Source organism: Amycolatopsis sp. NBC_01286, from assembly GCF_035982555.1.
Lineage (GTDB): Bacteria > Actinomycetota > Actinomycetes > Mycobacteriales > Pseudonocardiaceae > Amycolatopsis.
The window spans coordinates 2,007,882-2,030,802 of record NZ_CP108428.1 but is presented as its reverse complement, the minus strand read 5'-3'; the positions used below and the strand labels follow the sequence as shown (position 1 = coordinate 2,030,802).

Here is a 22,921-nt window from a genome sequence, read left to right as displayed (position 1 = left end):
CCGTCTGTGTCCTCGATCGTTTCTAGGTTGGGGGCATGACGATCACCCCGTTCCGCATCGACATCCCGCAAGCCGAGATCGACGACCTTCGGGCGCGGCTCGCGAACACCCGCTGGCCCGACCAGCCCGCCGATACCGGGTGGCGGCTCGGGGCGCCCGTCGACTACGTGCGTGAGCTGGCCGAGTACTGGCGGCTGGAGTTCGACTGGCGCGCGCAGGAGGAGCGGCTCAACGGCTTCCCGCAGTTCACCACGGCCATCGACGGGACGACCGTGCACTTCCTGCACGTGGAGTCGCCGGAACCGGGTGCGACGCCGGTGTTGCTCACGCACGGCTGGCCGGGCTCGGTCGTCGAATTCCTCGACGTGATCGGGCCGCTCACCGATCCGCGGGCGTACGGCGGTGACCCCGCGGACGCGTTGCACGTGGTGGTCCCGTCGATCCCGGGTTACGGCTTCTCCGGCCCGACGCCGGAGGCGGACTGGGGGCCGGACCGGATCGCCCGGGCGTTCGCGGAACTGATGACCCGCCTCGGTTACGAGAAGTTCGGCGCCCACGGCGGTGATTGGGGCGCGTCCATCTCACGCGAACTGGCGGTGCAGTTCCCCGAGCGGGTCGTGGGGATCCACGTGACGACGTTGCCGTCGGCGGTGGTCCGGAGCGAGGCCGCCCTCGAGGGCCTGACCGGCGACGAGCTCGCGGCGGCCCGTCGTTCGCTGGAGAAGGGGCTGAAGTTCTCGTACCTGGGCACGGGCTACGCGATGATCCAGTCGACCAAGCCGCAAACGCTGGCGTACGGCCTGACCGACTCGCCGGCGGGCCAGCTGGCGTGGATCGCGGAGAAGTTCCGCGCGTTCTCGAACACTTCGGAAGACCTCATCGACCGCGACGACCTGCTGGCGGACGTCTCGATCTACTGGTTCACGGGCACGGCCAACTCGTCGGCGCGGTTGTACGCGGCTTTGGCCGCACCGTGGGGCTCCCCGCCGCCGCCGAACACGGTCCCGACGGGCTTCGGTGTCTTCCCGGACGACATCGGCCTGCCGATCCGGACGCTGGCGGAGCGAACGGACAAGATCGTCCGCTGGACGGAGTTCCCGCGGGGCGGGCACTTCCCCGGGCTGGAGGAGCCGGACGCGCTGATCGGCGACATCCGGGCGTTCTTCCGCAGCTTGCGCTGAGTTGTCCACAGGGGTTGTCCACAGGACCGTGGGACTGTGGACAACCCCGGCGCAAGTCCTAGAGGTACTGCCCGGTCCCCGAAATCCCGGGCCCGTGTCCTTCGACACCCGGCACACCGAGGCTGCCGCCAGTGGCCGACGGACCCGCCGGCAGGCCCCGGCGCATCTGCTCCAGCTGGACCCGCGCCGCCATCTGCTGGGCGAACAGCGCGGTCTGTATCCCGCTGAACAAGCCCTCGAGCCAGCCGACCAGCTGGGCCTGGGCGATCCGCAGCTCCGCGTCCGACGGCGTCGAGTCGTCGGCGAACGGGTGGACCAGGCGCTCCAGCTCGTCGCGCAGCTCCGGCGCCAGCGAGTTCGACAGCTCCTTCACCGACGTCTGGTGGATCTCGCGCACCCGCGTGCGGGACGCGTCGTCGAGCGGGGCGGCGCGGACCTCCTCCAGGAGCTGCTTGATCATCGTGCCGATCCGCATCACCTTCGCCGGCTCTTCGATGAGCTCGCCCACCGCCTCGGCGTGCTCCGCGCCCTCGAGGGGAGAGCCGTCCGGTCCGACTACCACCACGTGGGGTGAAGATTCGTGGCCGGCGTCACCCGCTGTGCCCGATTCCCGGAAGTTCGGCTCGGTCATGTGCTCCATCCTGGCTTGCCATCAACACGCTCTGCGACACCCGAGGGGTGTCCGTCTCCGAGCGTAGCGGCATTCCGGCGTTCCGGTGGCTCTCCACCCAACCCCGGACGCACGGCGAAACCGCACGTCCGTACGGTGTCCCCATGGCGTTCGACGTCGCTCGTATCCGTGGGCTCTTTCCCGCGCTGGGTGACGGCTGGATCCACTTCGACGGCGCCGCCGGAATGCTGGTCCCGGAACAGGTCGCTTCGGCCGTTTCGACGGCGATGCGCGCCCCGGTGTCGGGGCCGGGTGGAGCGTTTCCGGCCTCACAGCGCGCGGAAAGCATCGTGACCGCGGCCCGCAGGGCCGTGGCCGACCTGGTCGGTGCCGACCCGGCCGCCGTCGTGCTCGGACCCAGTTCGCCGGTGATGCTGCGCCGCCTCTGCGACGCGCTCGCCGAACGCTGGACGATCGGCGACGAGGTCGTCGTCTCCCGGCTCGACGAACAGGCCAACCTCGCGCCGTGGCAGCGCGCCGCGAAGCGCGTCGGCGCCGTCGTGCGCTGGGGCGAGATCGACATCGAGACGTGCGAGCTGCCCGCGTGGCAGTACGAGCAGCTCGTTTCGGCGCGCACCAAGGCCGTCGCGGTCACGCTCGCGTCCGGCTCGGTCGGCACCCGCCCGGACGTCCCGACGATCATCGAGTTCGCCAAGCGCGTCGGCGCGCTCGTCGTCGTCGACGCCACGTACGCCGCGCCGTTCCTGCCGCTGGACATCAACGCCCTCGGCGCCGACGTCATGGTCGTGTCCGCCCAGGCCTGGGGCGGCCCTTCGGTGGGCGCACTGGTGTTCCGCGACCCCGAACTGATCGAACGCATCTCGTCCGTCTCGCTCGACCCGGGCGCGCGCGGGGCGGCCCGGCTCGAACTGGGCCCGCACGCCTACCCGCTGCTGGCCGGGCTGATCGCGTCCATCGACTACCTCGCGGGCCTCGACGACGCGGCCTCCGGGTCGCGGCGCGAGCGCCTCGTCACCTCGCTCGGCTCGGCGAAGTCGTACCACGCCGGGCTGCTCGCGCAGCTGTCCACCGAACTGCTGACGCTGCGGCACATCATGGTCATCGGCAACGCCATGCGCCGGATCCCGGCGCTCGCCTTCGCCGTCGCCGGCAAGAAGTCGCCGGAAGTCGCCGAATACCTGGCCTCACAAGGGTTGTGCGCGTTCGCCGACGACGGCGCGGCCGGCGTCTTCGCGTCACTCGGCGTCGGAGAAGTGGGCGGCGCCGTGCGGATCGGGCTCGCCCACTACTCCAACGTCTTCGAGATCAACCAGCTCGTCAGGGTGCTCGAAGAGCTGCGTTAAGACGTCGCGGTCAGCAGGATCTTCCCGAACACGCTGCCCTCTTCCATGGCGCGGTGCGCGGACGCGGCTTCGGACATCGGGATGACCTGGCCGACGATCGGCTTGACGGCGCCTTCGGAAACCAGCGGCCACAGGCGTTCCCGGACGTCGGCGACGATCGCCGCTTTCTGGTCCAGCGGCCGGAACCGCAGCCCCGCGGCGAACACTTCGGCGCGCTTCCCGAGCATGGCACCGACGTTCAGCTCACCCTTCACCCCGCCCTGCATGCCGATGATCACGAGCCGCCCGTCGGACTTCAGGGCGTCGACGTTGCGGCCCAGGTAGGACGCGCCCATGTTGTCGAGGATGACGTCCGCGCCGCCGGTCTCCTTGCGGAGCACCTCGACGAAGTCCTCCTCCTTGTAGTTGATCGTGAGGTCGGCGCCGAGCTGGCGGCAGCTTTCGAGCCGCTCCGCCGAGCCCGCGGTGACCACGACGGTCGCGCCGAGCGCCTTGCCGACCTGGATCGCGTGCGTGCCGATGCCGCCGGCGCCGCCGTGGACCAGCAGCACCTCGCCCTCGGTGAGCTTCGCGTGCATCACGACGTTCGCCCACACCGTGCAGGCCACCTCGGGCAGGCCGGCCGCGGCGATCAGGTCGACCTCGCCCGGCACCGGCAGCAGCTGCCCGGCCGGGACGACGACCTTCTGCGCGTAACCGCCGCCGGCGAGCAACGCGCAGACCTCGTCGCCGACGTTCCACCCCTCGACGTCCGGACCGAGTTCGGCGATCGTGCCCGAGCACTCCAGGCCGATCGTCTCGCTGGCGCCGGGCGGCGGGGGATAGTGCCCCTGCCGCTGCAGCAGATCGGCCCGGTTGACCGCGCTCGCGGCGACGTCGAGGAGGACTTCGCCGGGTCCGGGCCGCGGATCCGCGATCTCCGTCCACTCGAGGACGTCCGGGTCACCTGGTTCACGGATGGCGATCGCGTACATGCGTCGACCGTATACCGGTGGGTGAGAGTCCCGCCGAATGACGCATTGACGTACCTCCCATATCGCACAAAAGTGAGCAACCATGTCACTCTTCCGAAAGAGATTCGTCCCGCCGGTGGCCCTGGCCGCCTGCGCGACACTCGCGCTCGGCCTCACCCCGGCCGCCGCCGCGAACACGGTCCCCGACGGCCCTGCCCTGGCGAAACAGCTCGTCAAGAAGGTCGGCGTCGACGGCGTCAACCGCCACCTGATCGCGCTGCAGCGCATCGCCGACACCAACGGCGGGAACCGGGCGGCGAGCACCGACGGCCACAAGAAGTCCGCCGAGTACATCGCCACCAAGCTCGAGGCGGCCGGCTTCCAGGTGACCCGCCAGGAGTTCCCCTTCACGTTCTCGCAAACGCTGGCCGAGAAGCTCACCGCCGGCGGCGCGAACGTGCCGGTCATCGCGATGGAGTACACCCCGTCGACCCCGGTCGGCGGCATCACCGCGCCCCTCTCGGTCGTCGCGGTCGACGACACCAGCGGCTGCGAGGCGACCGACTACACCGCCGACGTCGCCGGCAAGATCGCGCTGATCAAGCGCGGCGGCTGCTCGTTCGCGCAGAAGCAGGCCACCGCCGCGGCGGCGGGCGCGATCGGCGCCATCGTCTACAACAACACCGACGGCGACCTCAACGGGACGCTCGGGGACCCGGCCGGCGCGAAGATCCCGACCGGCGGCGTGACCGCGGCCGCGGGCGCGCAGCTGGCCACCCTGGCCGGCCAGCCCGTGACGCTGGAGCTGCGCGCCTTCCAGGAGGCGCGGACCAGCTACAACGTCATCGCCGAGACCAAGTCCGGGCGCAAGGACAACGTCGTGATGCTCGGGTCGCACCTCGACAGCGTCCCGGCCGGCCCCGGCATCAACGACAACGGCTCCGGCTCGGCGACCCTGCTCGAGACGGCGCTGCAGCTGGGGAGCAGCCCGAAGGTCAACAACGCCGTCCGCTTCGGCTTCTGGAGCGCGGAGGAGTTCGGCCTGATCGGCTCGACCTACTACGTCGACTCGCTGAGCTTCGAGCAGCAGCTCGACATCGCGCTGTACCTGAACTTCGACATGATCGGCTCGCCGAACGCCGGGTACTTCGCCTACGACGGTGACGACTCCGACGGCGTCGGCGCGGGCCCCGGCCCGTACGGCTCGGCGCAGATCGAGAAGACCCTCGTCGACTACCTGCAGGCCGCGCGGGGCGTGTCCCTCGAGGGCACCGACTTCACCGGCCGCTCGGACTACGGCGAGTTCATCGCCGTCGGCATCCCGGCCGGTGGCCTGGACACCGGCGCCGAGGTCCTGAAGACCCCGGCGCAGGCGGCGAAGTGGGGCGGCACGGCGGGCATCGCGTTCGACCCGTGCTACCACCAGGCCTGCGACAACCTGGGCAACATCGACCGCGTCGCGCTGGACCGCAACGCGGACGGCGTCGCCTGGGCCCTCGGCGTCTACGCGACGAGCACCGAGAGCATCAACGGCGTCAAGCCGGGCAAGGCGAAGAACGTCAAGCAGAAGGCCGCCGAACGCAGCGGGCAGCGGAACTTCTCCGCGCACGCCGTCGCCGGTGACCCGCACGCGCTGACCGCCTGAGGACAGACAGAAGGGGCCGTCCCGAAGTCGGGACGGCCCCTTCGTCGTGTCTTAGCCCAGGTTGCTGGCGCCGAAGGTGTCGCAGCGGGCCGGGTCACCGGTCTGGAAGCCGGTGGTGAACCACTTCTTGCGCTGCGCGGACGTGCCGTGGGTGAACTGCGAGCTGTCCACCTGGCCGCCGCCGAGCTTGGTCTGGATGTAGTCGTCGCCGATCCGGGACGCCGTGTCCAGCGCCGACGCGATGTCGTCCTGCGTGATGTCGAGGATCAGCGGCTTGCCGGTGTCGGTCGGCGTCGTCGTCGCGTGGTTGCCCCAGACGCCGGCGTAGCAGTCGGCCTGCAGCTCGAGCCGGACCGAGCCCGACGTCGGGCCGGTGCCGGTGCCCTTCTTCGACGTGCCGAGCAGGTTCTGCACGTGGTGGCCGTACTCGTGGGCGAGCACGTACGCCTCGGTGAACTGGCCGCCCTGCGCGCCGAAGCGCGTCTTCAGCTCGTTGAAGAAGCTCAGGTCGATGTAAACCTTGGAGTCGGCCGGGCAGTAGAACGGCCCGGTGTCCGAGGTGGCGCTGCCGCACCCGGTGCGGACGCCGCCGTTGAAGAAGTTCGTCGGCGCCTTCCGGTAGGTCGAGCCGGAGCGCGCGAACTGCTGCGCCCAGTAGTCCTGGACGGAGTTGACGATCGCGACGATGGCGCAGTCGTGGTTCTTGTTCGCGTCCGCGCCGGTCTTGCAGGTGCTCGCGAGCTGGGAGTTGTCGACCTGCTGCCCGGAGCCGACGCTGCCGAGCCCGCCGCCGCTGCCCAGGTTCACCGCCCCCGGGCTGATCCCGCCGAGCTGCGAGATCACGAAGTAGATGATCAGCCCGACCACACCGAGCCCACCACCGCCGAGCGCCACGCGGCCACCGATCCCGCCGCCGCCACCACCGCTGCCGCGCATGTCCTGGACCTCGGAAGCGTCCAAGCCCGCGTCGTCGTCGAATCTCACGCGGCAGATCGTAGCCGGACATGGTCCTGGGCGCGGCCTTCGCGGCCACGCCCAGGACTTGTACCGAGGTTTGTCTCTACAGAGCGGTTGGCCGCGAACGGACCGGCGTTCAGGCGCTGTCGCCACGATTGCTGAGATCGCGGCCTGACACAGGCCCGATCGACGCCGAATGCGTGAACGCAGGGAAGCCCGCACGGTGCTGTTCGCAGTGAGGCTGGTTCGCCTCGGTCACGACCGACCCGGTAGGTGTCCGTTCCGGTCGCGGGGACGCAGCTGGCGGTCAACCGCGAGAATCACCCGTCACGCAACCACCTGACCTCTCTGGCGGGGAGCCGGGCCGGCACGTCGCCGTCGTCGCGCCTATACCTCGGCCAACCATCCGCCGACAAGCAGAATGCGCCTTTTTCGGCCGAGTCTCAACCTTTTCGTAACCCCACCTTCGGGCGATGTTGCAACGGTATTTTTACCCGCAGACAACTCGGACTCGGACCGCGCGGTCCCTTGATCAACGTTCTACGCTGCCTTATGACCGAGGAGCGGCCTGTGCGGTGGTTGGACGAAGCCGAGTCTGATGCGTGGCGCTCCTACATCGTCGCGACGTTGCGGTTGCGGCAGCGGCTGCACCGCGAGCTGGCCGACCGGCACGACGTCTCGCTGACGGACTACGAGGTGCTCGTCTGCCTGGAGATCCAGCCGGAACGCCGGATGCGGATGTCCGAGCTGGCCGTCTTGATGGGCTCGACGAAGAGCCGGCTGTCCCACCAGGTCGGCCGCCTCGAGGACGCGGGGATGGTCCGCCGGGTCCGCGACCCGGAGGACAAGCGCGGCGTCATCACAGAGCTGACCGAGGACGGCGTGCGGCTGCTGGAGTCCGCGGCCCCGACACACGTCGAGGGCGTGCGCGAGCACTTGATCGACCTGCTGAGCCCGGAAGAGCAGGCGACGATCGCCTCGGCGTTCGGCCGGGTGCTGGACCACCTGACCCAGGTGGAGGGCTGACGCGGTTTCGCGTCAGCCGCGCACCCGGTCTGCTTGCGGTAGCGGTGGGATTCGAACCCACGGAGAGGTTGCCCCCTCGCATGTTTTCAAGACATGATCCTTCGGCCGCTCGGACACGCTACCTCTGGTCACGAGGGTAGCCGACGGCCTTTCGCGGCAACCTCAGCCGTGTCCCGGACGTGCTCAGGGTCATGGGCGTCGTCCGCGGCCTAGCTCCAGGTGAGCGTCAAAGCCGCGCCCTGGGCGTGGCCCGCCTCCGCGGCCGGGGTGCGGGTCGACGGGTCCAGCGGGTTCTGGCCGATCGCTGCCACCGAAGCTTCGTCCGGGCTGATCACCGCGATCTCCGCGCCCGCCTTTCGCAGGTCCTCCAGCACGGTGAGCAGGGCCTTCTCGCCGGGCAGCGGCGATTCCAGGCCCAGCGGCGCGACCACCGTGACGCGGGTGGCGCCCGCCGCGTAGTCCGCGTTCTCGCCGGAACGGACGCCGCCGTCGATGTAGCGGCGGCCGTCGATCGTGGTCGGGGGCCAGATGCCCGGGACCGCGCAGCTTGCCGCCACCGCGTCCACCAGGCTGACGCCCGAATCGCGGTCGAACTGCCGTGGCTCGCCCGTTTCCGCGTCGACCGCGACCAGGACGATGCGCTGCTCCGGCCAGTCGTGGGACGGCAGGCGGGCGGCGATCACCGCGCGGCGGTCCGCTTCGGACACCGTTTCGGCGCTCAGCGCCAGCTCACCGACGCGCTGCCGCACCTCGGCGGGTGAGTCGGCGTCCTCGAACGCGGCGCCGAAGTCCGCGACGAACTTCTCCATGTCGATCTCGGCCGGGATCTCCGGGGTCTGCCGCGCCGGGTCGGCCTGGCGCGCGAGGAGGTCCGCCAGCGCGACGCCGCTGGTGACCTGCGCGGCGACCGTCGCGCCCGCCGACGTGCCGACGATCAGGTCCGCGCCGGTGAGGTCCTGCCCGTGGCCCGCGAGCCCGGCCAGCAACCCCGTTGTCCACGCGATCCCGGCTACCCCGCCGCCACCCAGCACCAACGCCTGTCCGCTCATGCGGGCACCCTAACCGCCCCCACCGACAGTTCCGGTACGGCTCAGGGCTGGCGCAGCTGCTTCGCGGCGATCCGGGCCCGCACCTCGGGGCGGCGCAGCGGCGGCACGGTCGCCGGCGGCTGACGGCGTTCGGGCAGCTGCTCCAGCAGCCTCGTGGTGATCTCGGTGATCTCCGCGACGGCCGCCTCGAACGGCTCGCGCGTGGCGTCCGACAAGGACTGCACGCCCGTCACCTTGCGGACGTACTGGCGGGCCGCGGCCTCGATCTCCTCGTCCGTCGCGGACGGCTGGAGTCCCCGCAGGGTGGTGATGTTTCGGCACATGCCGTCCAGGGTACGACGCTGCGGAGGTCCGGATCACACGGTCGGGTTGGCTGTCGCCGACCTCGTTGACGCTGCTGCCTGCGCTTGGGCAATGTCGGGGTAGTGCCCCTCAGACCGCGTCCCTTCCGCTCCACCCGCCCCGAATCCGGCATTCTCGAAGAACGACCCGAAACCCCGATCCCGGAACAGGCTTGGCCCCGCGTGCGGGCCGACGAGCTGGTCACCCTCGTGGCACACGTCTTCGCCGCCCACGGTTTCCCCGAAGCGCGGGCCCGCATCGCGGCCGAAGCGCTCTGCCACGGCGATCTGACCGGATCGCCGGCCACCGGCGTCGCCGAGCTGACCCGGACCCACCTGCCGTTGCTGAAGAACGGCCACGTCGTGCCGCGCGCCGAGCCGTTGATGATCGCCGACCGCGGGGCCGCCGCGCTGCTCGACTACCGGCGCGCGTCCGGCCTCTGGGCCGTCGGTGACGCGATGGACCGCGCGGTGACGCGGGCCGGGCGCTTCGGCGTCGGGCTCGTCTCGCTGCGCGGGGTCGGGCCGTTCGGCCGGGCCGGGCACCACGCCGCGCGGGCGTTGCCGCACGCGATGATCGGGCTGGTGCTGGCGGCCGGTGGCGAGCCCGGCCAGCCGATGAACCCGCTGGGGATGGCCGCGCCGGGTGGCGCGTACCCCGAGTTCGTCTTCGACATGGACCACCCCGGGCAGGAGGCCGCCGCCGGGTTCACGCTGCTCGTGGAGGTCCTCGCCGGGGTGCTCTCCGGCGTCGCCGACCACGAACACGACACCGGCCTGCTGGTGATGGCCATCGCGCCGACGACGCTGCGCAGCGCCGACGGCTTCTACCGCGCGGCGAGCGCGCTGTTCGGCAGCATGCTCGGCTGGGAGGGCGGCGCCCCGATCCGCTACCCCGGCTGGCGCGAGGCCCAGCACCTCGAGCAGTGTCGGGCGCTGGGCGTCCCGCTGGCCGGCCCGGTGCGGCGCGAACTGGACGGCCTCGCCGCGTCGCTCGGATTGCCGCCGCTGACCAACGTCGGTTAGTGGACCAGGATGACCTTGCCGCGGTCGGGGCCGACGGCCACGACGTCGCCGTTCGTCAGCTGGCGGCCGCGGCGGGTCTCCACTTCGCCGTTGACCGTGACCTCCTCGGCGTCGATCAGGTCCTTCGCGTGGGAGCCGTCCTCGGCGAGGCCGGCGAGTTTGAGGAACTGGCCGAGCCGGATCGGCTCGCCGGTGATGGGTACGTCGACGGGGTCGCTCATACGCGCATCATGCCGGGTCAGGCGCGGGAGTCCGTCTGCCGGTAGAGCCCTTGGACGTCCGTGTCGAAGTAGCTCGAGTACGACGTGTCCGGGTCGTCGCCGCCGTACTCGAAACCGCCGATGACGCCGATGACCGTGCCCAGCCGGGTTTTCGGGTCCTCGCCGACCACCCACGGCCCGCCGCTGGTGCCGGTCGGGAAGCCCGCGCAGTCCACCTTGAGCTGGAAGGTGTCCTGGCGGCTGGTGGTGTTCCGGCAGACGGCCGGGGTCTCGGAGTCGTCCGGGTAGCCGGTCAGGGTGATGGGCTGCTCGAACGCGCTGCCGGTGGCCAGGGTGTTCGCGCCGACCAGGCTCTCCAAGGTCTTCGTGGTGCCCGCCTGGTGCGCGGTGGCGAAGCCGACGTCGAGGTCCGGGTCCGACGACTCGGTCCAGCCCGGGGCGACGAGCTCGTCGGACACCGTCCAGTAGCCGAAGGGCGCTAGGCCGTCGTGGTAGGCGGGCGCGAAGGTGACGCCGGTGACGTAGTCGCCGCCTTCGCCGTCGTGGATGCAGTGGGCCGCGGTCAGCAGCACGTCACCCTGCCGGCTGTGGATGACGCTCGCGGTGCAGTAGTGCGCGCCGTCGACGAACAACGCGCCGACGGCCGGGCTGGACACGGCGGGCAGGTCGGCCGTCGACGCCGGCGTGGCGTCGAGAGCCGGGGTCGTCGCGTCCGCGGACTGCGGCCGCCGGGCGACGCCGGCCACGACAAAAACCGCGCCGAGCAGCAGGACGGCGGCGAGGGACAGCAGAACGGCGGGCCGCCGCACGTGCATCGCCTCCTCGTCCGTCGCCCCCGGCACGACCAGATCACCTTAGGACGTCACACCGACACTTTCAGCACACCCACAGCAAGCTCACAGCCGCTAATATCCGTAACTCGGGAGTAACACCTAACGGGCGGGAGGGCCGATGAAGCAGTTCGCGGACAAGGTCGTGGTGATCACCGGGGCGGGGTCGGGGATCGGCCGGGCGACGGCGCTGGAGTTCGCGCGGCGGGGCGCGCGGGTGGCCCTCTCCGACGTCGACGCCGCGAACGCGGAGGAGACGGCGAAGCTGGCCGGGGAGAACGCGCGGGCCTACTCGCTCGACGTCGCCGACCGGGCCGCTGTGCTCTCGCACGCCGACGAGGTCGTGCGCGACTTCGGGCGCGTGAACGTCGTCGTGAACAACGCCGGTGTCGCGCTCGGCGCGACCGTCGAGGAGATGGCGTTCGAGGACTACGACTGGCTGATGGGCGTCAACCTCGGCGGCGTCGTGAATGGCACGAAGGCGTTCCTGCCGCACCTGATCGCCTCCGGTGAGGGGCACGTCGTGAACATTTCCAGCGTGTTCGGCTTCGTCGGCGTGCCGACGCAGAGCGCGTACAACGCGGCGAAGTTCGCGGTCCGCGGATTCACCGAAGCACTGCGCGAAGAAATGCTGATCGCGCGGCACCCGGTCGCGGTCAGCTGCGTGCACCCGGGTGGGATCAAAACCAACATCGTGCGCAACTCGCGAGGCGGCGACGGCGACCAGGAGAAGGCCGCGGTGGGCTTCGACCGGATCGCGCAGACCACACCGGAGAAGGCCGCGCTGACGATCCTGCGGGGGATCGAGCGGAAGTCGGCGCGGATCCTCATTGGACCGGACGCCTACGTGATCGACGCCATCCCGCGTGTCCTCGGCTCCGCTTACCAGCGGCCGCTCGCGGTCCTCGCGCGGCTCGGCCTGAAACAGCTGAAAAGCTGAAACTCTTTTCGCTACTGCGCCTTTCGGGCGAACGCTCTGGTCCGGGGCGGCGGACCTGCGCCACTGTGGATCACTCTTCCCGGCCTGCTCCGCTCCGGAACGCTTCACTCAATGGAGTTGCGTTTCTGACAAGGCCGTCCGAAATGGTCCAGAATGCGTGGGGTCCGTGAGCCCCGTACCGGAGGTCCCCGATGCCGCGCACCGCACCGAGCGTTGCGACCCGTCCGTCCAGTGACCGCGCCGCGGTGGAACTGCCGGATCGCACCGGCATCGTCGCGGCCAGCCTGCCCCGGCGCCGCCGCACCGACGACGAGCTGCCCGAGCTCACCGAGCCGATCTACACCCGGCCGCCGGTGTGCGACCAGGACCTGCGCCCGAAGTCCGTGGTGATCCGCCGCCGCGCCCGCACGTGGCTCGGCGGCGGCGCCGCGGTGCTGCTCGTCGCGGCCGGCTGGGTCGCCGGCGGCCTGCTGAGCGGCGGGCTCTTCGCGCCGGCACCGGCGGACGACGTCGCCCAGGTCGACCCGCGGCCCGCCGTCGCGGCCGCTCCGGCCCCGCTGCCCCAGCCCCAGCCGTTGCCCCAGCCGCAGCCGCCGGTCGTCGTCCCGGCGCCGACGACCGTCTACGTGCCGGTGCCCGCGTCGAAGCCGGCGTCGAAGCAGGTTCAGGTGCAGGCGAAGGCCCAGCCGAAGAAGCCGTCGGCGGACGACACCGACGTGCCGCGCGTCGACCTGCCGTCGGCGACGACCCCGCCGCCGTCCACCAACGCGGTCCAGGAGTGGGTCGACGCGGCGGAAAGCGTGATGCAGCAGTACCAGTACCGCTCCGGGCGCTGAGTCAGGCGCCGGACCAGCGGTATTCGTGCTCCGGGCGGCCGGTGGCGCCGTAGCGCAGCCGCATCTGGACCGTGCCCGACTCCGCCAGCGCCGTCAGGTACCGCTGCGCCGTCGCGCGCGCCATGCCCAGCTCACCGGCGACTTCCGCCGCCGACAGCGGACGTCCCGCACGCCGCAGCTGCTCCGAGACCAGCCGGGACGTCGCCGTCGACTGGCCCTTCGGCGCGGATGTCCGGTCCTGGTCGTGCAGCACGCGGTACGCGCGGTCGACGTCGTCCTGGGCCAGGGTGCGGCCGTCGGTGAGCAGGCCGCGGAAGCGCGCGTACGACGTCAGCCGCTCGGCCAGCTGCCGCGTGGTGAACGGCTTGATCAGGTAGTTCAGCGCGCCGGCCCGGATCGCCGCGGCCACCGACGCGCTGTCGGTCGCCGCGGACAGGACGATCGTGTCGGTCTGCAGCTCCGGCAGCACGGCGAGGCCGGACTCGTCGGGCAGGTAGACGTCGAGCAGCACCAGGTCCGGCGTCAGCTCGCGCACCCGGGCCCGCGCCTCGGCCGCGGTGTGCGCGGTGCCGACCACCGCGAAGCCCGCGACCTCCTCGACGAACCCGGCGTGCACGCCGGCGACCCGGAAGTCGTCGTCCACGATGAGCGTGCGGATCATCCGTCCTCCGTCAGCATTCCGGGCAGTTTGGCGACGAACAGCGCGCCGGTCTCGCCTTCGCCGGGGTCGGCCAGCCAGACGTCGCCGCCGCGGGCCCGCGCGGCCTGGCGGGCCAAGGCGAGCCCGAGTCCGTGCCCGGGCGCGATCTTCGTCGAGACGCCTTCGTCGAACAACGTCCGGCGCAGGTCGGCCGGCACGCCGGGGCCACTGTCCACAACGGACACGTGCAGCGTCGCGCCGTCGGTGAGCAGGCCGATCTCGACGGTCGCCGGGCGGCGCGGTCCCATCCGCGCGGCGTGCAGCGCGTTGTCCACGAGGTTGCCGATCACGGTGTTCGCGGCGATCGGGTCGGTCACCGTCGTCGGCACCCAGGTGTCGTCGGCGAGCTTGAGCGTGAGGCCCTTTTCCTGCGCCTGCTCGGTTTTCGCGACCAGCAGCGCCTGCAGGTACGGGTCGGCGACGGCGTCGCCCAGCTCGGTCGGGTGCGCCGACGGCGAGTCCGTGAGCGTCTGCAGGTACTCGACGGCTTCGGTGTGGTGGCCGAGCTGGAGCAGCCCGTAGAGCGTGTGCAGCCGGTTCGCGAACTCGTGCCGCTGCGCGCGCAGGCCGTCGGACAGGGCGCGGATGCCGTCCAGCTCGCGGGTGAGCGCGTCGAGGTCGGTGCGGTCGCGGAAGGTCAGCACGGTGCCGATCGGCCGGTCGTCCAGCCGCACCGCGCGCGAGTTGATCACCAGTACGCGGTTCCCGGCCACGGCCAGCAGGTTGTCCACCGGCCGGCCCTCACCGACGGCCTTGTGCAGCCGCGGCGACAGCTCCAGCTCGGCCAGCGCCGCGCCGATCGGGAGCTGCGTGCCGAGCAGGCGCTCGGCCTCGTCGTTGCGGACCGAGACGCGGTTCGCGTCGTCGACGGCCAGCACGCCTTCGCCGATCCCGTGCAGCACGGCTTCGCGTTCGTAGAGCAATTCGGTGAGTTCGTGCGGCTCGAGGCCGTGGGTGACGCGCCGCAGGCGCCGGTTGAGCAGCGCGGACGCGCCCGCGCCGAGCAGCAGCGCGCCGCCGGCGAACAGCAGCGTGATGACGAGCAGCCGGTTGAAGTCGCCGGTCGGGTCGCCGACCTCGAAGCCGACGCTCACCTCGCCGACCACGCGGCGCCCCTGCCAGATCGGCGTCTTGCTGCGGACCGACAGCCCGAGCGTGCCGCTCTGCACCGCGCTGATCTCGTCCTGCCCGGCCAGCGCCAGCTCCGGGGACGTGCTCACCCGCTGGCCGATCAGGCTCGTCGTCGGGTGGGCGAGCCGGATGCCCTGGTCGTCGGTGATCACCACGAACAACGCGTCGTTGACCTCGGTCACCGCCAGGACGCGGTCCTCGAGCGGGCCGCCGGGGAGCTTCGCGGCCGCGTTCGCGACCACCACCGGGTCGGCGGCCACGGACTTCGCGATGGCCAGCGCGCGGCGGCCGTACTGGTCGGTGAGGGTGCGGCTCAGCAGGACGCTGACCAGCGCGACACCCAGCCCGACGACGAGGACGACCACGCCGATCTGCAGCAGCAGCACCTGCCTGCTGAACCGCATCCGCGGGAAGAGCGCCCACTTTGGCATGGCTGGGAACATACCCCCAGCTCACGGGGGTGCGCTAAATGAGCAAAACATGCATAACGCGCAGCTCGCACGCAGAACGTCGACAAGCTTCACCTCGGCGCCACGCGTACTTAACGTGCCTTCCAACGTGACAGGCACCACGTGACGAAGGAGTCACTCCCCATGGTTCCCCCACTGATCGAACTCACCGGAGCCACCAAGCGGTTCCCGAGCGGGTCCGGTTCCGTGCACACGGCCGTCCGCGACCTGACCATGACCGTCCAGCCCGGCGAGTTCGTCGCCGTCGTCGGCCCCACCGGCTGCGGCAAGTCGACGACGCTCTCGCTGGTGTCCGGGCTCCAGCCGCCGTCCGCCGGGCGGGTGCAGGTGAACGGCACCGACGTGAAGTCCATTCCGGACGGTGTCGGCTACATGTTCCAGACCGACGCCGTGATGCCGTGGCGCTCGGTGCTGGACAACGTCGCGTCCGGGCCGCGCTTCCGGGGCGTGCCGAAGGCCGAGGCCCGCGCGCAGGCCGTCGACTGGATCGGCCGCGTCGGGCTCGCCGGGTTCGAGAAGTACTACCCGCACCAGCTCTCCGGCGGTATGCGCAAGCGCGTCGCGCTGGCCCAGACGCTCGTCACCAAGCCGAAGATCCTGCTGATGGACGAGCCGTTCTCGGCGCTGGACGTGCAGACCCGCGCGCTCATGCAGGACGAGCTGCTGCGGCTGTGGTCCGGTTCCGGTGCCGCGGTGATCTTCGTGACGCACGACCTCGACGAGGCGATCGCGCTGTCGGACAAGGTCGTCGTGCTGACGTCCTCGCCGGCCACCGTCAAGGACGTCTTCGAGATCCCCCTGGAGCGGCCGCGGAAGGTCGAGGACCTGCGCCTCACCGAGGACTTCCGCAAGCTCTACGCCGACATCTGGGAATCGCTGCGCAGCGAGGTCGACAAGGCCCGCGAGAAGGGAGCGACCAGTGTCGCTTGAGACGCCGGCGGCCCCGTCCGCCGCTCCGCTGCCGGTCTTGGAGACCGAGCAGGACATCATGGCCCGCGCGAAGCAGGCTTCCGCGCGCCGCAAGCGCAACATCTGGCTGCTGCGCTTGGCGATCGTCGTCGTCTGGCTGGGCAGCTGGGAGCTGACGGCGACGTACTGGATCGACCCGTTCTTCTACTCGAAGCCGTCGAACATCTGGCAGCGGCTGGTCGAGTGGTTCAGCACCGGCACCGACTTCGGGTCCATCTGGTACAACATCTTCACCACCGTCGAGGAAGCCTTGCTGGGCTTCGTGATCGGTGCGATCGCCGGGGTCGTGCTCGGTGTCGTCCTGGGTCGCAGTGAGTACCTCGCGCAGGTGCTCGCGCCGTTCATCAAGGCGGCCAACGCCCTGCCCCGCATCGTGCTCGCGGCGCTGTTCGTGATCTGGTTCGGCCTCGGGCTGTCGTCGAAGGTCGCGACCGTCGTCGTGCTGGTGTTCTTCGCGGTGTTCTTCAACGCCTTCACCGGCGCCCGCGAAGTGGACCGCAACCTGATCGACAACGCCCGCATCCTCGGTGCGACGCGCGGCCAGGTGCTGAAGTCGATCGTGCTGCCGAGCGCGACGTCCTGGATCCTCTCGTCGCTGCACGTCGCCTTCGGGTTCGCGCTGATCGGCGCGGTCGTCGGCGAGTACACCGGCGCCAAGGCCGGCATGGGCTTCCTGATCAGCAACGCGCAGGGCACGTTCGACACCGCCGGGGTCTACGCCGGGATGCTGATCATCACCGTCGTCGCGCTGCTGGCCGAATGGGGCATCGGCACCCTGGAAGGCCGCTTGCTGCGCTGGCGGCCGAACGTCAGCTCCGCGGCGCAGGGGATCTGACATGCGTCTCAAGAGGACACTCGCGATCACGGCCGCGCTCGCCGTCACCGTCGGCGGGGTCACGGCGTGCCGCGACTCGCGCTCGATCGACTTCGGCGACGGCGGGCAGCCGCACATCAAGATCATGGTCGGTGGCCTGTCCAAGGTGATCTACCTGCCGGCCCAGCTCGCGCAGCAGCTGGGCGAGTACAAGAAGCAGGGCATCGACGTCGAGCTGTTCGACCAGCCGTCAGGTGCCAACGCGGAGACGTCGCTGCTGGCCGGTGAGGTGCAGGGGGTGGTCGGGTTCTACGACCACACGATCGACCTGCAGGCCAAGGAGCAGTGCATGCAGAGCGTGGTGCAGTTCGCCAACGTGCCGGGTGAGGCGGAGATGGTCGCCGCGGCCAAGGCGGGCGAGATCAAGTCCGGCAAGGACTTCAAGGGACGCACCCTCGGCGTGACGTCGCTCGGTTCGTCGACGGACTTCCTGACCAAGGCCCTCGCGCAGCGCGGCGGCGTCAGCTCGAAGGACTACACGCCGTACAAGGCGGGCGCCGGGCAGACGTTCATCACCGCGCTGAACCAGGGCACGATCGACGCCGGGATGACGACCGACCCGACGATCGCGCAGCTCACGAACACGGGCCAGGCCAAGGTGCTTTACGACATGCGCACGATAGAGGGCACCAAAGCCGCTTTGGGCGGTTTGTACCCGGCGAGCTCGTTGTACATGAGCTGCACCATTGTCGAGCGTTATCCCGACGTCGTGCAGAAACTGGCCAACGCGTACGTCGCGTCGCTGAATTGGCTTTCGAAGCACTCGCCGGAAGAGGTGGCGGCGATCATGCCGCCGTCGTTCGCCGGCGGGGACAAGGCGCTCTACGTGAAGTCGCTCGAGGACAGCCTGCCGATGTTCACCGCGGACGGCCGGATGGACCCGGCGGGCGCGCAGAACGTGCTGAAGGTGCTGGGTGATTCGTCCAGCAACGTCAAGCCGAAGAAGGACAAGATCGACCTGTCGAAGACGTACACGACGAAGTTCGTCGACGCGGCGAAGGCGCAGGCGATCCAGTGACCCCGCTCACCTGACCGGGCGGTTGGTGAGCAGCATGGGACCCGTGAAGGCCTCTTCCCCCGCGGAGGCCTTCACGGGTCTTTTCGTCCATTCGGGAGCAAATACGGCAAATATCGTGATTCGTTCCCGGAATGTGAAGACCCTTCGAAAGTAGCTACCTTCCGGTTGTCGCGGATTCAACACTGGTCACACGGTTTTCCCGGGTCCCCACCCTGTGAACGGAGTCTCCGTCATGACCAGAATCGCTTCTTCTCGTGCTGTCCGCGTGCTCACGGTCGCCGCCGCCGCGGCCGCCGGCCTGGCGATGGCCGGCCCGGCACACGCGGCGGTCGAGTACGGGTCTCACTTCCACGGGCACCAGTTCGCCGGGGGCAACTGGGGCGGCTACGTCAGCTTCGGCAGCTTCACCACGGCCACGGCGAGCTGGACCGAACCGACCGTGACCTGCCGCTCCGGCAACGACCTGTTCGCCCCGTGGGTCGGCATCGACGGCGACGGATCGTCCACAGTGGAACAGACCGGCGTCGAGACGGACTGCTCCAGCGGCCGCCCGGTGTACTCGGCCTGGTACGAGATGTACCCGGCCGCGCCGGTGTACTACTCGGTGTCGGTCGGCGCGGGCGACAAGATCACCGCGACGGTGACGCGGACCGCGACCAACACCTACAAGCTGGACCTCACCGACTCCACCAAGGGCTGGACCAAGACCACCACGAAGTCGCTGACCTCGAAGCACGCGTCGGCGGAGGCGATCATCGAGTCCCCGACCGACTCCTACCCGACGATCTCCGGCGGCATCAAGTTCACCGGCGTCAAGTTCAACGGGACGAACCTGGCCTCGACCAGCCCGTCCGGCCTGAGCGCCGACGACCGCGGCACGAACACCTGGACCCCGGGTGCCATCGGCTCGGACGGCCAGAGCTTCACCATCTCGCGCCACTGAGCCGGTACCGAGCGGTCACTTCAGGTTGTTGATCGCCCACGCGACGACCATCACCGCGAGGACGAGCGAGATGGCGGCCTGCAGCATCATCGTCATCTTCGCCCAGATCCGCAGGGGCATGACGTCGGTGGGGCTGAAGGCGGCCGCGTTGGTGAACGAGAAGTAGAGGTAGTCCAGGTAGGACGGTTCCCAGTCCTGGTGCGCCAGGTTCGGGTCGGCCATCTGCGGGAACTGCAGGTCGGGGTACGGCGCCCGGCCTGCAGCCCGCTTGCCGGGGCCGCCGCGGTCGAACTCCCAGTACCAGAGGGAGAAGGCGACGATGTTCGTCCAGTAGACGATCCCGCCGGTGACGAGCACGGCACCGGCGCGGTCGCCGATGGTGCCGGTCGCGATGCTGTAGACGAGCGTGATCGCGGACCCGGCGTTCACCGCCGTCACGGCGCCGACGAGCAGCAGCGAGACGACCCGTTCGACCGCGCTGAACTCCGTCATCCGGCCCGGGTTGACCAGCAGCAGCGCGACGACGAGCAGCGCGGAGACGGCGGGCAGGAGCCACTGCGGGTGCAGCGCCATGTCGTCGGGCAGGGCGACCTGCAGCACGAGCGTGGCCACGACGACGCCCATCGCGGGCCAGCGCGTCTCACCGGCGGTCCGGCGGCGCCACGCGGGAAGTGCCTCTTCTGTCACCGGGTCACGGTACGTCCGCGGCGATCACCCCGCAGGTGCGGTCGTGACGTCGGCCGGCATCTTGTTCGCGACGTCGGTCCGGGACCGCGCGCCGAGCTTCCGCAGCACCTTCGCGACGTGCTGCTCGACCGTCCGCGGCGACAGGAACAGCCCGTCCGCGATCTCCCGGTTCGTCCGGCCTTCGGCGAGCATCCGCGCGACTTCGCGTTCCCGTGGCGACAGCTCGCTGCCGTAACCACGACGTCCACGCTGTGAAGGCGCCCACGCGCCGTGCTCACGCAGCTGGTGGCGGCAGCGGCCGGCGTCGCGGGTGGCGCCGAGGTGCTCGTACGCCTCGGCCGCCGCGGACAGCTCGTCGACGGCGTCGCGGTTGCCCGCGGCGAGCCGGCACAGCGCGGCCCGCTCGCGCATGGCCGTCGCCGGGTAGGGCATCGGCAACGCCCCGTAGCCCGAGGTGGCTTCGTCGAACAGCGTCGCCGCGGCCAGGTGCTTGCCGCGTGCTTCGAGCAGCACGGCCCGGCCGGCCACCAGCGCGGCCGTCGCCACCGGCGCGTCCCGGCCCTCGATGCCGCGCGCAAACGCTTCCACCACGCTGTCGGCCTCGGGCCAGCGCCCGGCCCGCGCGTACGCCTGTGCCGCCGCCGGGACCAGCGCGGCCGCCCAGATCCAGACGCCCTTGCGCCCGGCCGCGGCGATCGCGGTGTCGGCCACCGCGCACGCGCCGTCGACGTCGTCGGTCGCCAGCCGGACGGAGATCAGCACGCCGGCGGCGGACAGCACCACCGGGATCGGGCCCTGGTCCGGCGCGTGCACGCTCGCCGCGGTCAGGTGCCGCGCCGCGGTCGCGAACTCCCCGCGCACGGCGGCGAGCCCGCCCAGCACCAGCGACGACTCCATGACGATCGGGCCCAGCTCCGGGTAGCTGTCGCGCAGCTGCTCGGCGGTCTCGGCGAGCCCGGTCCACTGCCCGCGCACCCAGTCCAGCCGGACGCGGGTGCCCTGGATCAGCCCGATCGCGTACAACGCGCCCGCGTCGGTCGCGCGCCGGACGCCTTCGGTCACCAGCCGCTGCGCGCGGTCGAGGTAGCCGGCCCAGGCCTGCCCGTCGGCGAGGTTGCACCACAGCCGGGCCAGCTGGACGCGCTCGGCGACCGTGCCGACGGTGTCCGACAGCGCCTCGAACTCCGCCCACGACGCAGGATCGCCGACGTGGGACGCGGCCGCGATCCGGTCGGCGGTCAGCGCCAGCCGCAGCTCGGGGTCGTCGAGCCGGTCGTAGACCTCGCCCGCGCGAGCGCGCCAGGCCTCGTGCCAGGACAACGGCGTCAGGCCGTCGATCGGCTGGGCGAGCAGGGTGATCCCGCGCGCGGCGAGGTCGGGCCGGTCGACGAGCTCGCCGACCGCGCGCTCGACCTCCAGCCGGCCGCGGCCGAGCTGTCCGATCGTGCGGACCAGCAGCATGCCGAGGCTCAGCCGGATCGACCCGCGCACCGACGGCGGCAGCGTCACCTCTTCGAGGACGTGCTCCAGCGTGCCGATGACGTCCGGGCGGAACCCGCGCAGCGCCACCTGGCTCAGCTTGCCCGCCACCCGCCCGACGTCGGACTGCGCCGGGCCGGGCTCGGCGAGCACCGACTGCAGGAGGTCGATCGCGCGGGACGTCTCGCCGCGGGCGATCGCCTCGTCGGCCGCGGCTTCGGCGTAGTGGCGCCACTGGTCGACGCGCCCCGCCGCGCGGGAGTGCCGCGCCAGCAACGTGAGCGGGGGTGCCGGCTGCGCGGCGAGCACGCGGATCGCCTGCGCGTGCAGCAGCGCGCGCTCGGGTCCGCTCACCGTGTCGTAGACGGCCTTGCGCGCCAAGGGGTGCCGGAAGCCGTACTTGCTGTCGCCGACTTCGCCGAGCACCCCGGCGGACAGCGTGGCGAGCAACGCCGCGCGCAGGTCGTCGCCGGCCAGCCCGGCCAGCTCGCCGAGCACCCCGGCTTCGGCGCCGACGCCGAGCACCGCGGCCGCGCCGGCCAGCCGCACCGCCGGCCCGGGCAGCCCGGAAAGCCGTTCGGTGACGGCTTCCCGCAGCAGCACCGGCACTTCGAGGTTCTCCAGCAACCGATCGGAGAGGACCTCGCCGACCGGCAGCCGTTCGGCCGCGTCGCGCAGGGCCCGCAGGGTTTCCTCGACGACGAACGGGATCCCGGCCGTGCACTCGTGCAGCTTCGCGGCGAAGTCGTCGGTGACGCGCGGGAGGTCGAGGATTTCGACGGCGAGCGCGCGCACCGCGGGGACGTCGAGCGCGCCCAGCGCGACGCGCGCGGAGTGCACCGCCGCCCCGGTCCGGAGCGGCGCGCCGGGGCGGGCGCCGGGTCCGGTGCGGGACGCGGCGACCACGGCCAGCTCCGGCGGCATCGACGCGGCGAGGAACCGCAGCAGGTCGAGGGTGTCCTCGTCGACCCACTGCAGGTCGTCGAGCAGCACGAGCGCGGGCCCGCACGCGGTCAGCAGCTCCCGCACCGCGCGGAACACGCGGTGGCGTTCGGCGACCGGGTCGGCCAGTGGCTCAGGCTGCGGAGGAAGCGCTTCCGCGAGTTCGGGCAGCAACGGCCGCAGCACGCCGGCGACCGGGCTGAGCGGGCCGAGCGGCGCGTCGCCCGCGGAGCGCAGCGCCTCCAGGATCGGGCCGTAGGGAAAGGGTTCGCGCAGCGGCTGGCAGGTACCGGTGAGCACGCGGCCGCCGTCGAACTCGGGGCGCCGCGCGATCTCGGCGAGCAGCCGGGTGCGGCCCATCCCGGGCTCGCCTTCGATCAGCACGGCGGCCGGGCGCAGCCGCAGGACGTCGACGATGGCGTCGAGCTCGGTGTCACGGCCGGTCAGCCGCGCTCGTCCGGACCGGACGGAGACGGAGGTGGGGCGGGGCGCGGTCAGCCACATTTGACCTCCTCGACGCACACCGGGGGCTGTGCGCGGGAGCCTAAGCAGCGCTCAACCCGTCCGTAAACCTTTCACCGAATAGGTGGCCGACACCGGACACGCACGTCCGCCTACCGGCTGTCACCGGGTTTCCGAGGGAAACGCCGCTCCTCGGGCGCCGCGCGAGCGAAACGTCGGCGTCTCAGCCGTTCCGGCAGCGCTTACCACGTTCGGTGAATCGCGTCG

The 22,921-nt window shown here is 71.1% G+C and carries 22 protein-coding genes and 1 tRNA gene; 11 read left to right on the top strand and 12 right to left on the bottom strand.

Annotated features, from left to right (window positions below; all coding sequences use genetic code 11):
- The first annotated feature begins 35 nt into the window (after positions 1 to 35).
- Positions 36 to 1,181 (top strand): epoxide hydrolase family protein, encoded by a 1,146-nt coding sequence (locus tag OG570_RS09875; protein WP_326956304.1) that lies wholly within the window; start codon positions 36 to 38, stop codon positions 1,179 to 1,181.
- A gap of 58 nt (positions 1,182 to 1,239) precedes the next feature.
- On the opposite strand, the gene OG570_RS09870 is transcribed toward OG570_RS09875, so the two are convergent.
- Complete coding sequence (locus OG570_RS09870; RefSeq protein ID WP_326945640.1) at positions 1,240 to 1,821, bottom strand: bacterial proteasome activator family protein; 582 nt, start codon at positions 1,819 to 1,821, stop codon at positions 1,240 to 1,242.
- Between the two features lie 134 nt (positions 1,822 to 1,955).
- Between OG570_RS09870 and OG570_RS09865 the strand changes: the two genes are divergently transcribed.
- Positions 1,956 to 3,155 carry a cysteine desulfurase-like protein gene (locus OG570_RS09865; RefSeq protein ID WP_326945641.1) on the top strand — a complete coding sequence of 400 codons (1,200 nt, stop codon included), beginning with the start codon at positions 1,956 to 1,958 and terminating at the stop codon, positions 3,153 to 3,155.
- Here OG570_RS09865 and OG570_RS09860 read toward each other — a convergent pair.
- A complete protein-coding gene (locus OG570_RS09860) occupies positions 3,152 to 4,129 on the bottom strand; it encodes an NAD(P)H-quinone oxidoreductase (protein ID WP_326956303.1) in 978 nt (325 codons plus the stop codon). The genes OG570_RS09865 and OG570_RS09860 overlap by 4 nt on opposite strands.
- Positions 4,130 to 4,211: 82 nt before the next feature.
- On the opposite strand from OG570_RS09860, the gene OG570_RS09855 reads away from it, so the two are divergent.
- Positions 4,212 to 5,753 (top strand): M28 family metallopeptidase, encoded by a 1,542-nt coding sequence (locus OG570_RS09855; RefSeq protein ID WP_326945643.1) that lies wholly within the window; start codon positions 4,212 to 4,214, stop codon positions 5,751 to 5,753.
- A gap of 51 nt (positions 5,754 to 5,804) precedes the next feature.
- Here OG570_RS09855 and ypfJ read toward each other — a convergent pair whose 3' ends face one another.
- Positions 5,805 to 6,737 carry a KPN_02809 family neutral zinc metallopeptidase gene (ypfJ, locus tag OG570_RS09850; protein ID WP_326945644.1) on the bottom strand — a complete coding sequence of 311 codons (933 nt, stop codon included), beginning with the start codon at positions 6,735 to 6,737 and terminating at the stop codon, positions 5,805 to 5,807.
- A 525-nt stretch (positions 6,738 to 7,262) separates the two neighbouring features.
- On the opposite strand from ypfJ, the gene OG570_RS09845 reads away from it, so the two are divergent.
- Positions 7,263 to 7,736, top strand: coding sequence for a MarR family winged helix-turn-helix transcriptional regulator (locus OG570_RS09845; RefSeq protein ID WP_326956302.1), 474 nt, complete (start codon positions 7,263 to 7,265; stop codon positions 7,734 to 7,736).
- A gap of 36 nt (positions 7,737 to 7,772) precedes the next feature.
- On the opposite strand, the gene OG570_RS09840 is transcribed toward OG570_RS09845, so the two are convergent.
- From OG570_RS09840 to OG570_RS09830, 3 genes are all read right to left on the bottom strand, one after another.
- Positions 7,773 to 7,859: transfer RNA gene (locus OG570_RS09840), tRNA-Ser, on the bottom strand.
- 86 nt (positions 7,860 to 7,945) lie between these two features.
- Positions 7,946 to 8,785 (bottom strand): patatin-like phospholipase family protein, encoded by an 840-nt coding sequence (locus OG570_RS09835; protein WP_326956301.1) that lies wholly within the window; start codon positions 8,783 to 8,785, stop codon positions 7,946 to 7,948.
- Between the two features lie 41 nt (positions 8,786 to 8,826).
- Positions 8,827 to 9,108, bottom strand: coding sequence for a DUF2277 domain-containing protein (locus OG570_RS09830; RefSeq protein WP_326945647.1), 282 nt, complete (start codon positions 9,106 to 9,108; stop codon positions 8,827 to 8,829).
- A gap of 102 nt (positions 9,109 to 9,210) precedes the next feature.
- On the opposite strand from OG570_RS09830, the gene OG570_RS09825 reads away from it, so the two are divergent.
- The gene (locus tag OG570_RS09825) at positions 9,211 to 10,152 is read left to right on the top strand and encodes an Ldh family oxidoreductase (RefSeq protein ID WP_247059992.1); all 942 of its coding nucleotides are present in this window, start codon (positions 9,211 to 9,213) and stop codon (positions 10,150 to 10,152) included.
- Here the strand turns inward: OG570_RS09825 and OG570_RS09820 are convergent.
- Positions 10,149 to 10,373: an RNA-binding S4 domain-containing protein gene (locus tag OG570_RS09820; RefSeq protein WP_247059994.1), complete on the bottom strand. Its 225-nt coding sequence runs from the start codon at positions 10,371 to 10,373 to the stop codon at positions 10,149 to 10,151. The two genes, OG570_RS09825 and OG570_RS09820, sit on opposite strands and share 4 nt — an antisense overlap.
- A 17-nt stretch (positions 10,374 to 10,390) precedes the next feature.
- Positions 10,391 to 11,188 (bottom strand): trypsin-like serine peptidase, encoded by a 798-nt coding sequence (locus OG570_RS09815; RefSeq protein ID WP_326959955.1) that lies wholly within the window; start codon positions 11,186 to 11,188, stop codon positions 10,391 to 10,393.
- A gap of 136 nt (positions 11,189 to 11,324) precedes the next feature.
- On the opposite strand from OG570_RS09815, the gene OG570_RS09810 reads away from it, so the two are divergent.
- Entirely contained in the window at positions 11,325 to 12,143 is an 819-nt protein-coding gene (locus OG570_RS09810) for an SDR family oxidoreductase (protein ID WP_326956300.1), read from the top strand.
- 245 nt (positions 12,144 to 12,388) lie between these two features.
- The gene (locus tag OG570_RS09805) at positions 12,389 to 12,979 is read left to right on the top strand and encodes a hypothetical protein (protein WP_326956299.1); all 591 of its coding nucleotides are present in this window, start codon (positions 12,389 to 12,391) and stop codon (positions 12,977 to 12,979) included.
- Between the two features lies 1 nt (position 12,980).
- Here the strand turns inward: OG570_RS09805 and OG570_RS09800 are convergent, their stop codons facing one another.
- Both OG570_RS09800 and OG570_RS09795 read right to left on the bottom strand, forming a co-directional pair.
- Positions 12,981 to 13,640 (bottom strand): response regulator, encoded by a 660-nt coding sequence (locus tag OG570_RS09800; RefSeq protein ID WP_247059999.1) that lies wholly within the window; start codon positions 13,638 to 13,640, stop codon positions 12,981 to 12,983.
- The gene (locus OG570_RS09795; protein WP_326959953.1) at positions 13,637 to 15,214 is read right to left on the bottom strand and encodes a sensor histidine kinase; all 1,578 of its coding nucleotides are present in this window, start codon (positions 15,212 to 15,214) and stop codon (positions 13,637 to 13,639) included. The genes OG570_RS09800 and OG570_RS09795 overlap by 4 nt, the downstream gene beginning before the upstream one ends.
- A gap of 189 nt (positions 15,215 to 15,403) precedes the next feature.
- Between OG570_RS09795 and OG570_RS09790 the strand changes: the two genes are divergently transcribed.
- The 4 genes from OG570_RS09790 (at position 15,404) to OG570_RS09775 (ending at position 19,084) form a co-directional block, all read left to right on the top strand.
- Positions 15,404 to 16,210 carry an ABC transporter ATP-binding protein gene (locus OG570_RS09790; RefSeq protein WP_326945652.1) on the top strand — a complete coding sequence of 269 codons (807 nt, stop codon included), beginning with the start codon at positions 15,404 to 15,406 and terminating at the stop codon, positions 16,208 to 16,210.
- Complete coding sequence (locus tag OG570_RS09785) at positions 16,200 to 17,084, top strand: ABC transporter permease (RefSeq protein ID WP_326945653.1); 885 nt, start codon at positions 16,200 to 16,202, stop codon at positions 17,082 to 17,084. The genes OG570_RS09790 and OG570_RS09785 overlap by 11 nt, the downstream gene beginning before the upstream one ends.
- Before the next feature lies 1 nt (position 17,085).
- Positions 17,086 to 18,141 (top strand): ABC transporter substrate-binding protein, encoded by a 1,056-nt coding sequence (locus OG570_RS09780; protein ID WP_326956298.1) that lies wholly within the window; start codon positions 17,086 to 17,088, stop codon positions 18,139 to 18,141.
- A 232-nt stretch (positions 18,142 to 18,373) separates the two neighbouring features.
- Positions 18,374 to 19,084, top strand: a complete 711-nt coding sequence (locus tag OG570_RS09775; RefSeq protein ID WP_247060007.1) for a G1 family glutamic endopeptidase — start codon at positions 18,374 to 18,376, stop codon at positions 19,082 to 19,084.
- A gap of 15 nt (positions 19,085 to 19,099) precedes the next feature.
- Here OG570_RS09775 and OG570_RS09770 read toward each other — a convergent pair whose 3' ends face one another.
- Both OG570_RS09770 and OG570_RS09765 read right to left on the bottom strand, forming a co-directional pair.
- Positions 19,100 to 19,708, bottom strand: a complete 609-nt coding sequence (locus OG570_RS09770) for a hypothetical protein (protein WP_326959951.1) — start codon at positions 19,706 to 19,708, stop codon at positions 19,100 to 19,102.
- Positions 19,709 to 19,795: 87 nt separating this feature from the next.
- Positions 19,796 to 22,696, bottom strand: a complete 2,901-nt coding sequence (locus tag OG570_RS09765) for an ATP-binding protein (protein ID WP_326956297.1) — start codon at positions 22,694 to 22,696, stop codon at positions 19,796 to 19,798.
- Positions 22,697 to 22,921: the final 225 nt, after the last annotated feature.

What these genes read in the sequence shown, in the direction of transcription:
- OG570_RS09875 (WP_326956304.1), top strand. Translation starts at nt 36, where the DNA reads ATGACGATCACCCCGTTCCGCATCGACATCCCGCAAGCCGAGATCGAC.
- OG570_RS09870 (WP_326945640.1), bottom strand. Translation starts at nt 1,821, where the DNA reads ATGGAGCACATGACCGAGCCGAACTTCCGGGAATCGGGCACAGCGGGT.
- OG570_RS09865 (WP_326945641.1), top strand. Translation starts at nt 1,956, where the DNA reads ATGGCGTTCGACGTCGCTCGTATCCGTGGGCTCTTTCCCGCGCTGGGT.
- OG570_RS09860 (WP_326956303.1), bottom strand. Translation starts at nt 4,129, where the DNA reads ATGTACGCGATCGCCATCCGTGAACCAGGTGACCCGGACGTCCTCGAG.
- OG570_RS09855 (WP_326945643.1), top strand. Translation starts at nt 4,212, where the DNA reads ATGTCACTCTTCCGAAAGAGATTCGTCCCGCCGGTGGCCCTGGCCGCC.
- OG570_RS09845 (WP_326956302.1), top strand. Translation starts at nt 7,263, where the DNA reads ATGACCGAGGAGCGGCCTGTGCGGTGGTTGGACGAAGCCGAGTCTGAT.
- OG570_RS09835 (WP_326956301.1), bottom strand. Translation starts at nt 8,785, where the DNA reads ATGAGCGGACAGGCGTTGGTGCTGGGTGGCGGCGGGGTAGCCGGGATC.
- OG570_RS09830 (WP_326945647.1), bottom strand. Translation starts at nt 9,108, where the DNA reads ATGTGCCGAAACATCACCACCCTGCGGGGACTCCAGCCGTCCGCGACG.
- OG570_RS09820 (WP_247059994.1), bottom strand. Translation starts at nt 10,373, where the DNA reads ATGAGCGACCCCGTCGACGTACCCATCACCGGCGAGCCGATCCGGCTC.
- OG570_RS09815 (WP_326959955.1), bottom strand. Translation starts at nt 11,188, where the DNA reads ATGCACGTGCGGCGGCCCGCCGTTCTGCTGTCCCTCGCCGCCGTCCTG.
- OG570_RS09810 (WP_326956300.1), top strand. Translation starts at nt 11,325, where the DNA reads ATGAAGCAGTTCGCGGACAAGGTCGTGGTGATCACCGGGGCGGGGTCG.
- OG570_RS09800 (WP_247059999.1), bottom strand. Translation starts at nt 13,640, where the DNA reads ATGATCCGCACGCTCATCGTGGACGACGACTTCCGGGTCGCCGGCGTG.
- OG570_RS09795 (WP_326959953.1), bottom strand. Translation starts at nt 15,214, where the DNA reads ATGCGGTTCAGCAGGCAGGTGCTGCTGCTGCAGATCGGCGTGGTCGTC.
- OG570_RS09790 (WP_326945652.1), top strand. Translation starts at nt 15,404, where the DNA reads ATGGTTCCCCCACTGATCGAACTCACCGGAGCCACCAAGCGGTTCCCG.
- OG570_RS09780 (WP_326956298.1), top strand. Translation starts at nt 17,086, where the DNA reads ATGCGTCTCAAGAGGACACTCGCGATCACGGCCGCGCTCGCCGTCACC.
- OG570_RS09775 (WP_247060007.1), top strand. Translation starts at nt 18,374, where the DNA reads ATGACCAGAATCGCTTCTTCTCGTGCTGTCCGCGTGCTCACGGTCGCC.
- OG570_RS09770 (WP_326959951.1), bottom strand. Translation starts at nt 19,708, where the DNA reads ATGGGCGTCGTCGTGGCCACGCTCGTGCTGCAGGTCGCCCTGCCCGAC.
- OG570_RS09765 (WP_326956297.1), bottom strand. Translation starts at nt 22,696, where the DNA reads ATGTGGCTGACCGCGCCCCGCCCCACCTCCGTCTCCGTCCGGTCCGGA.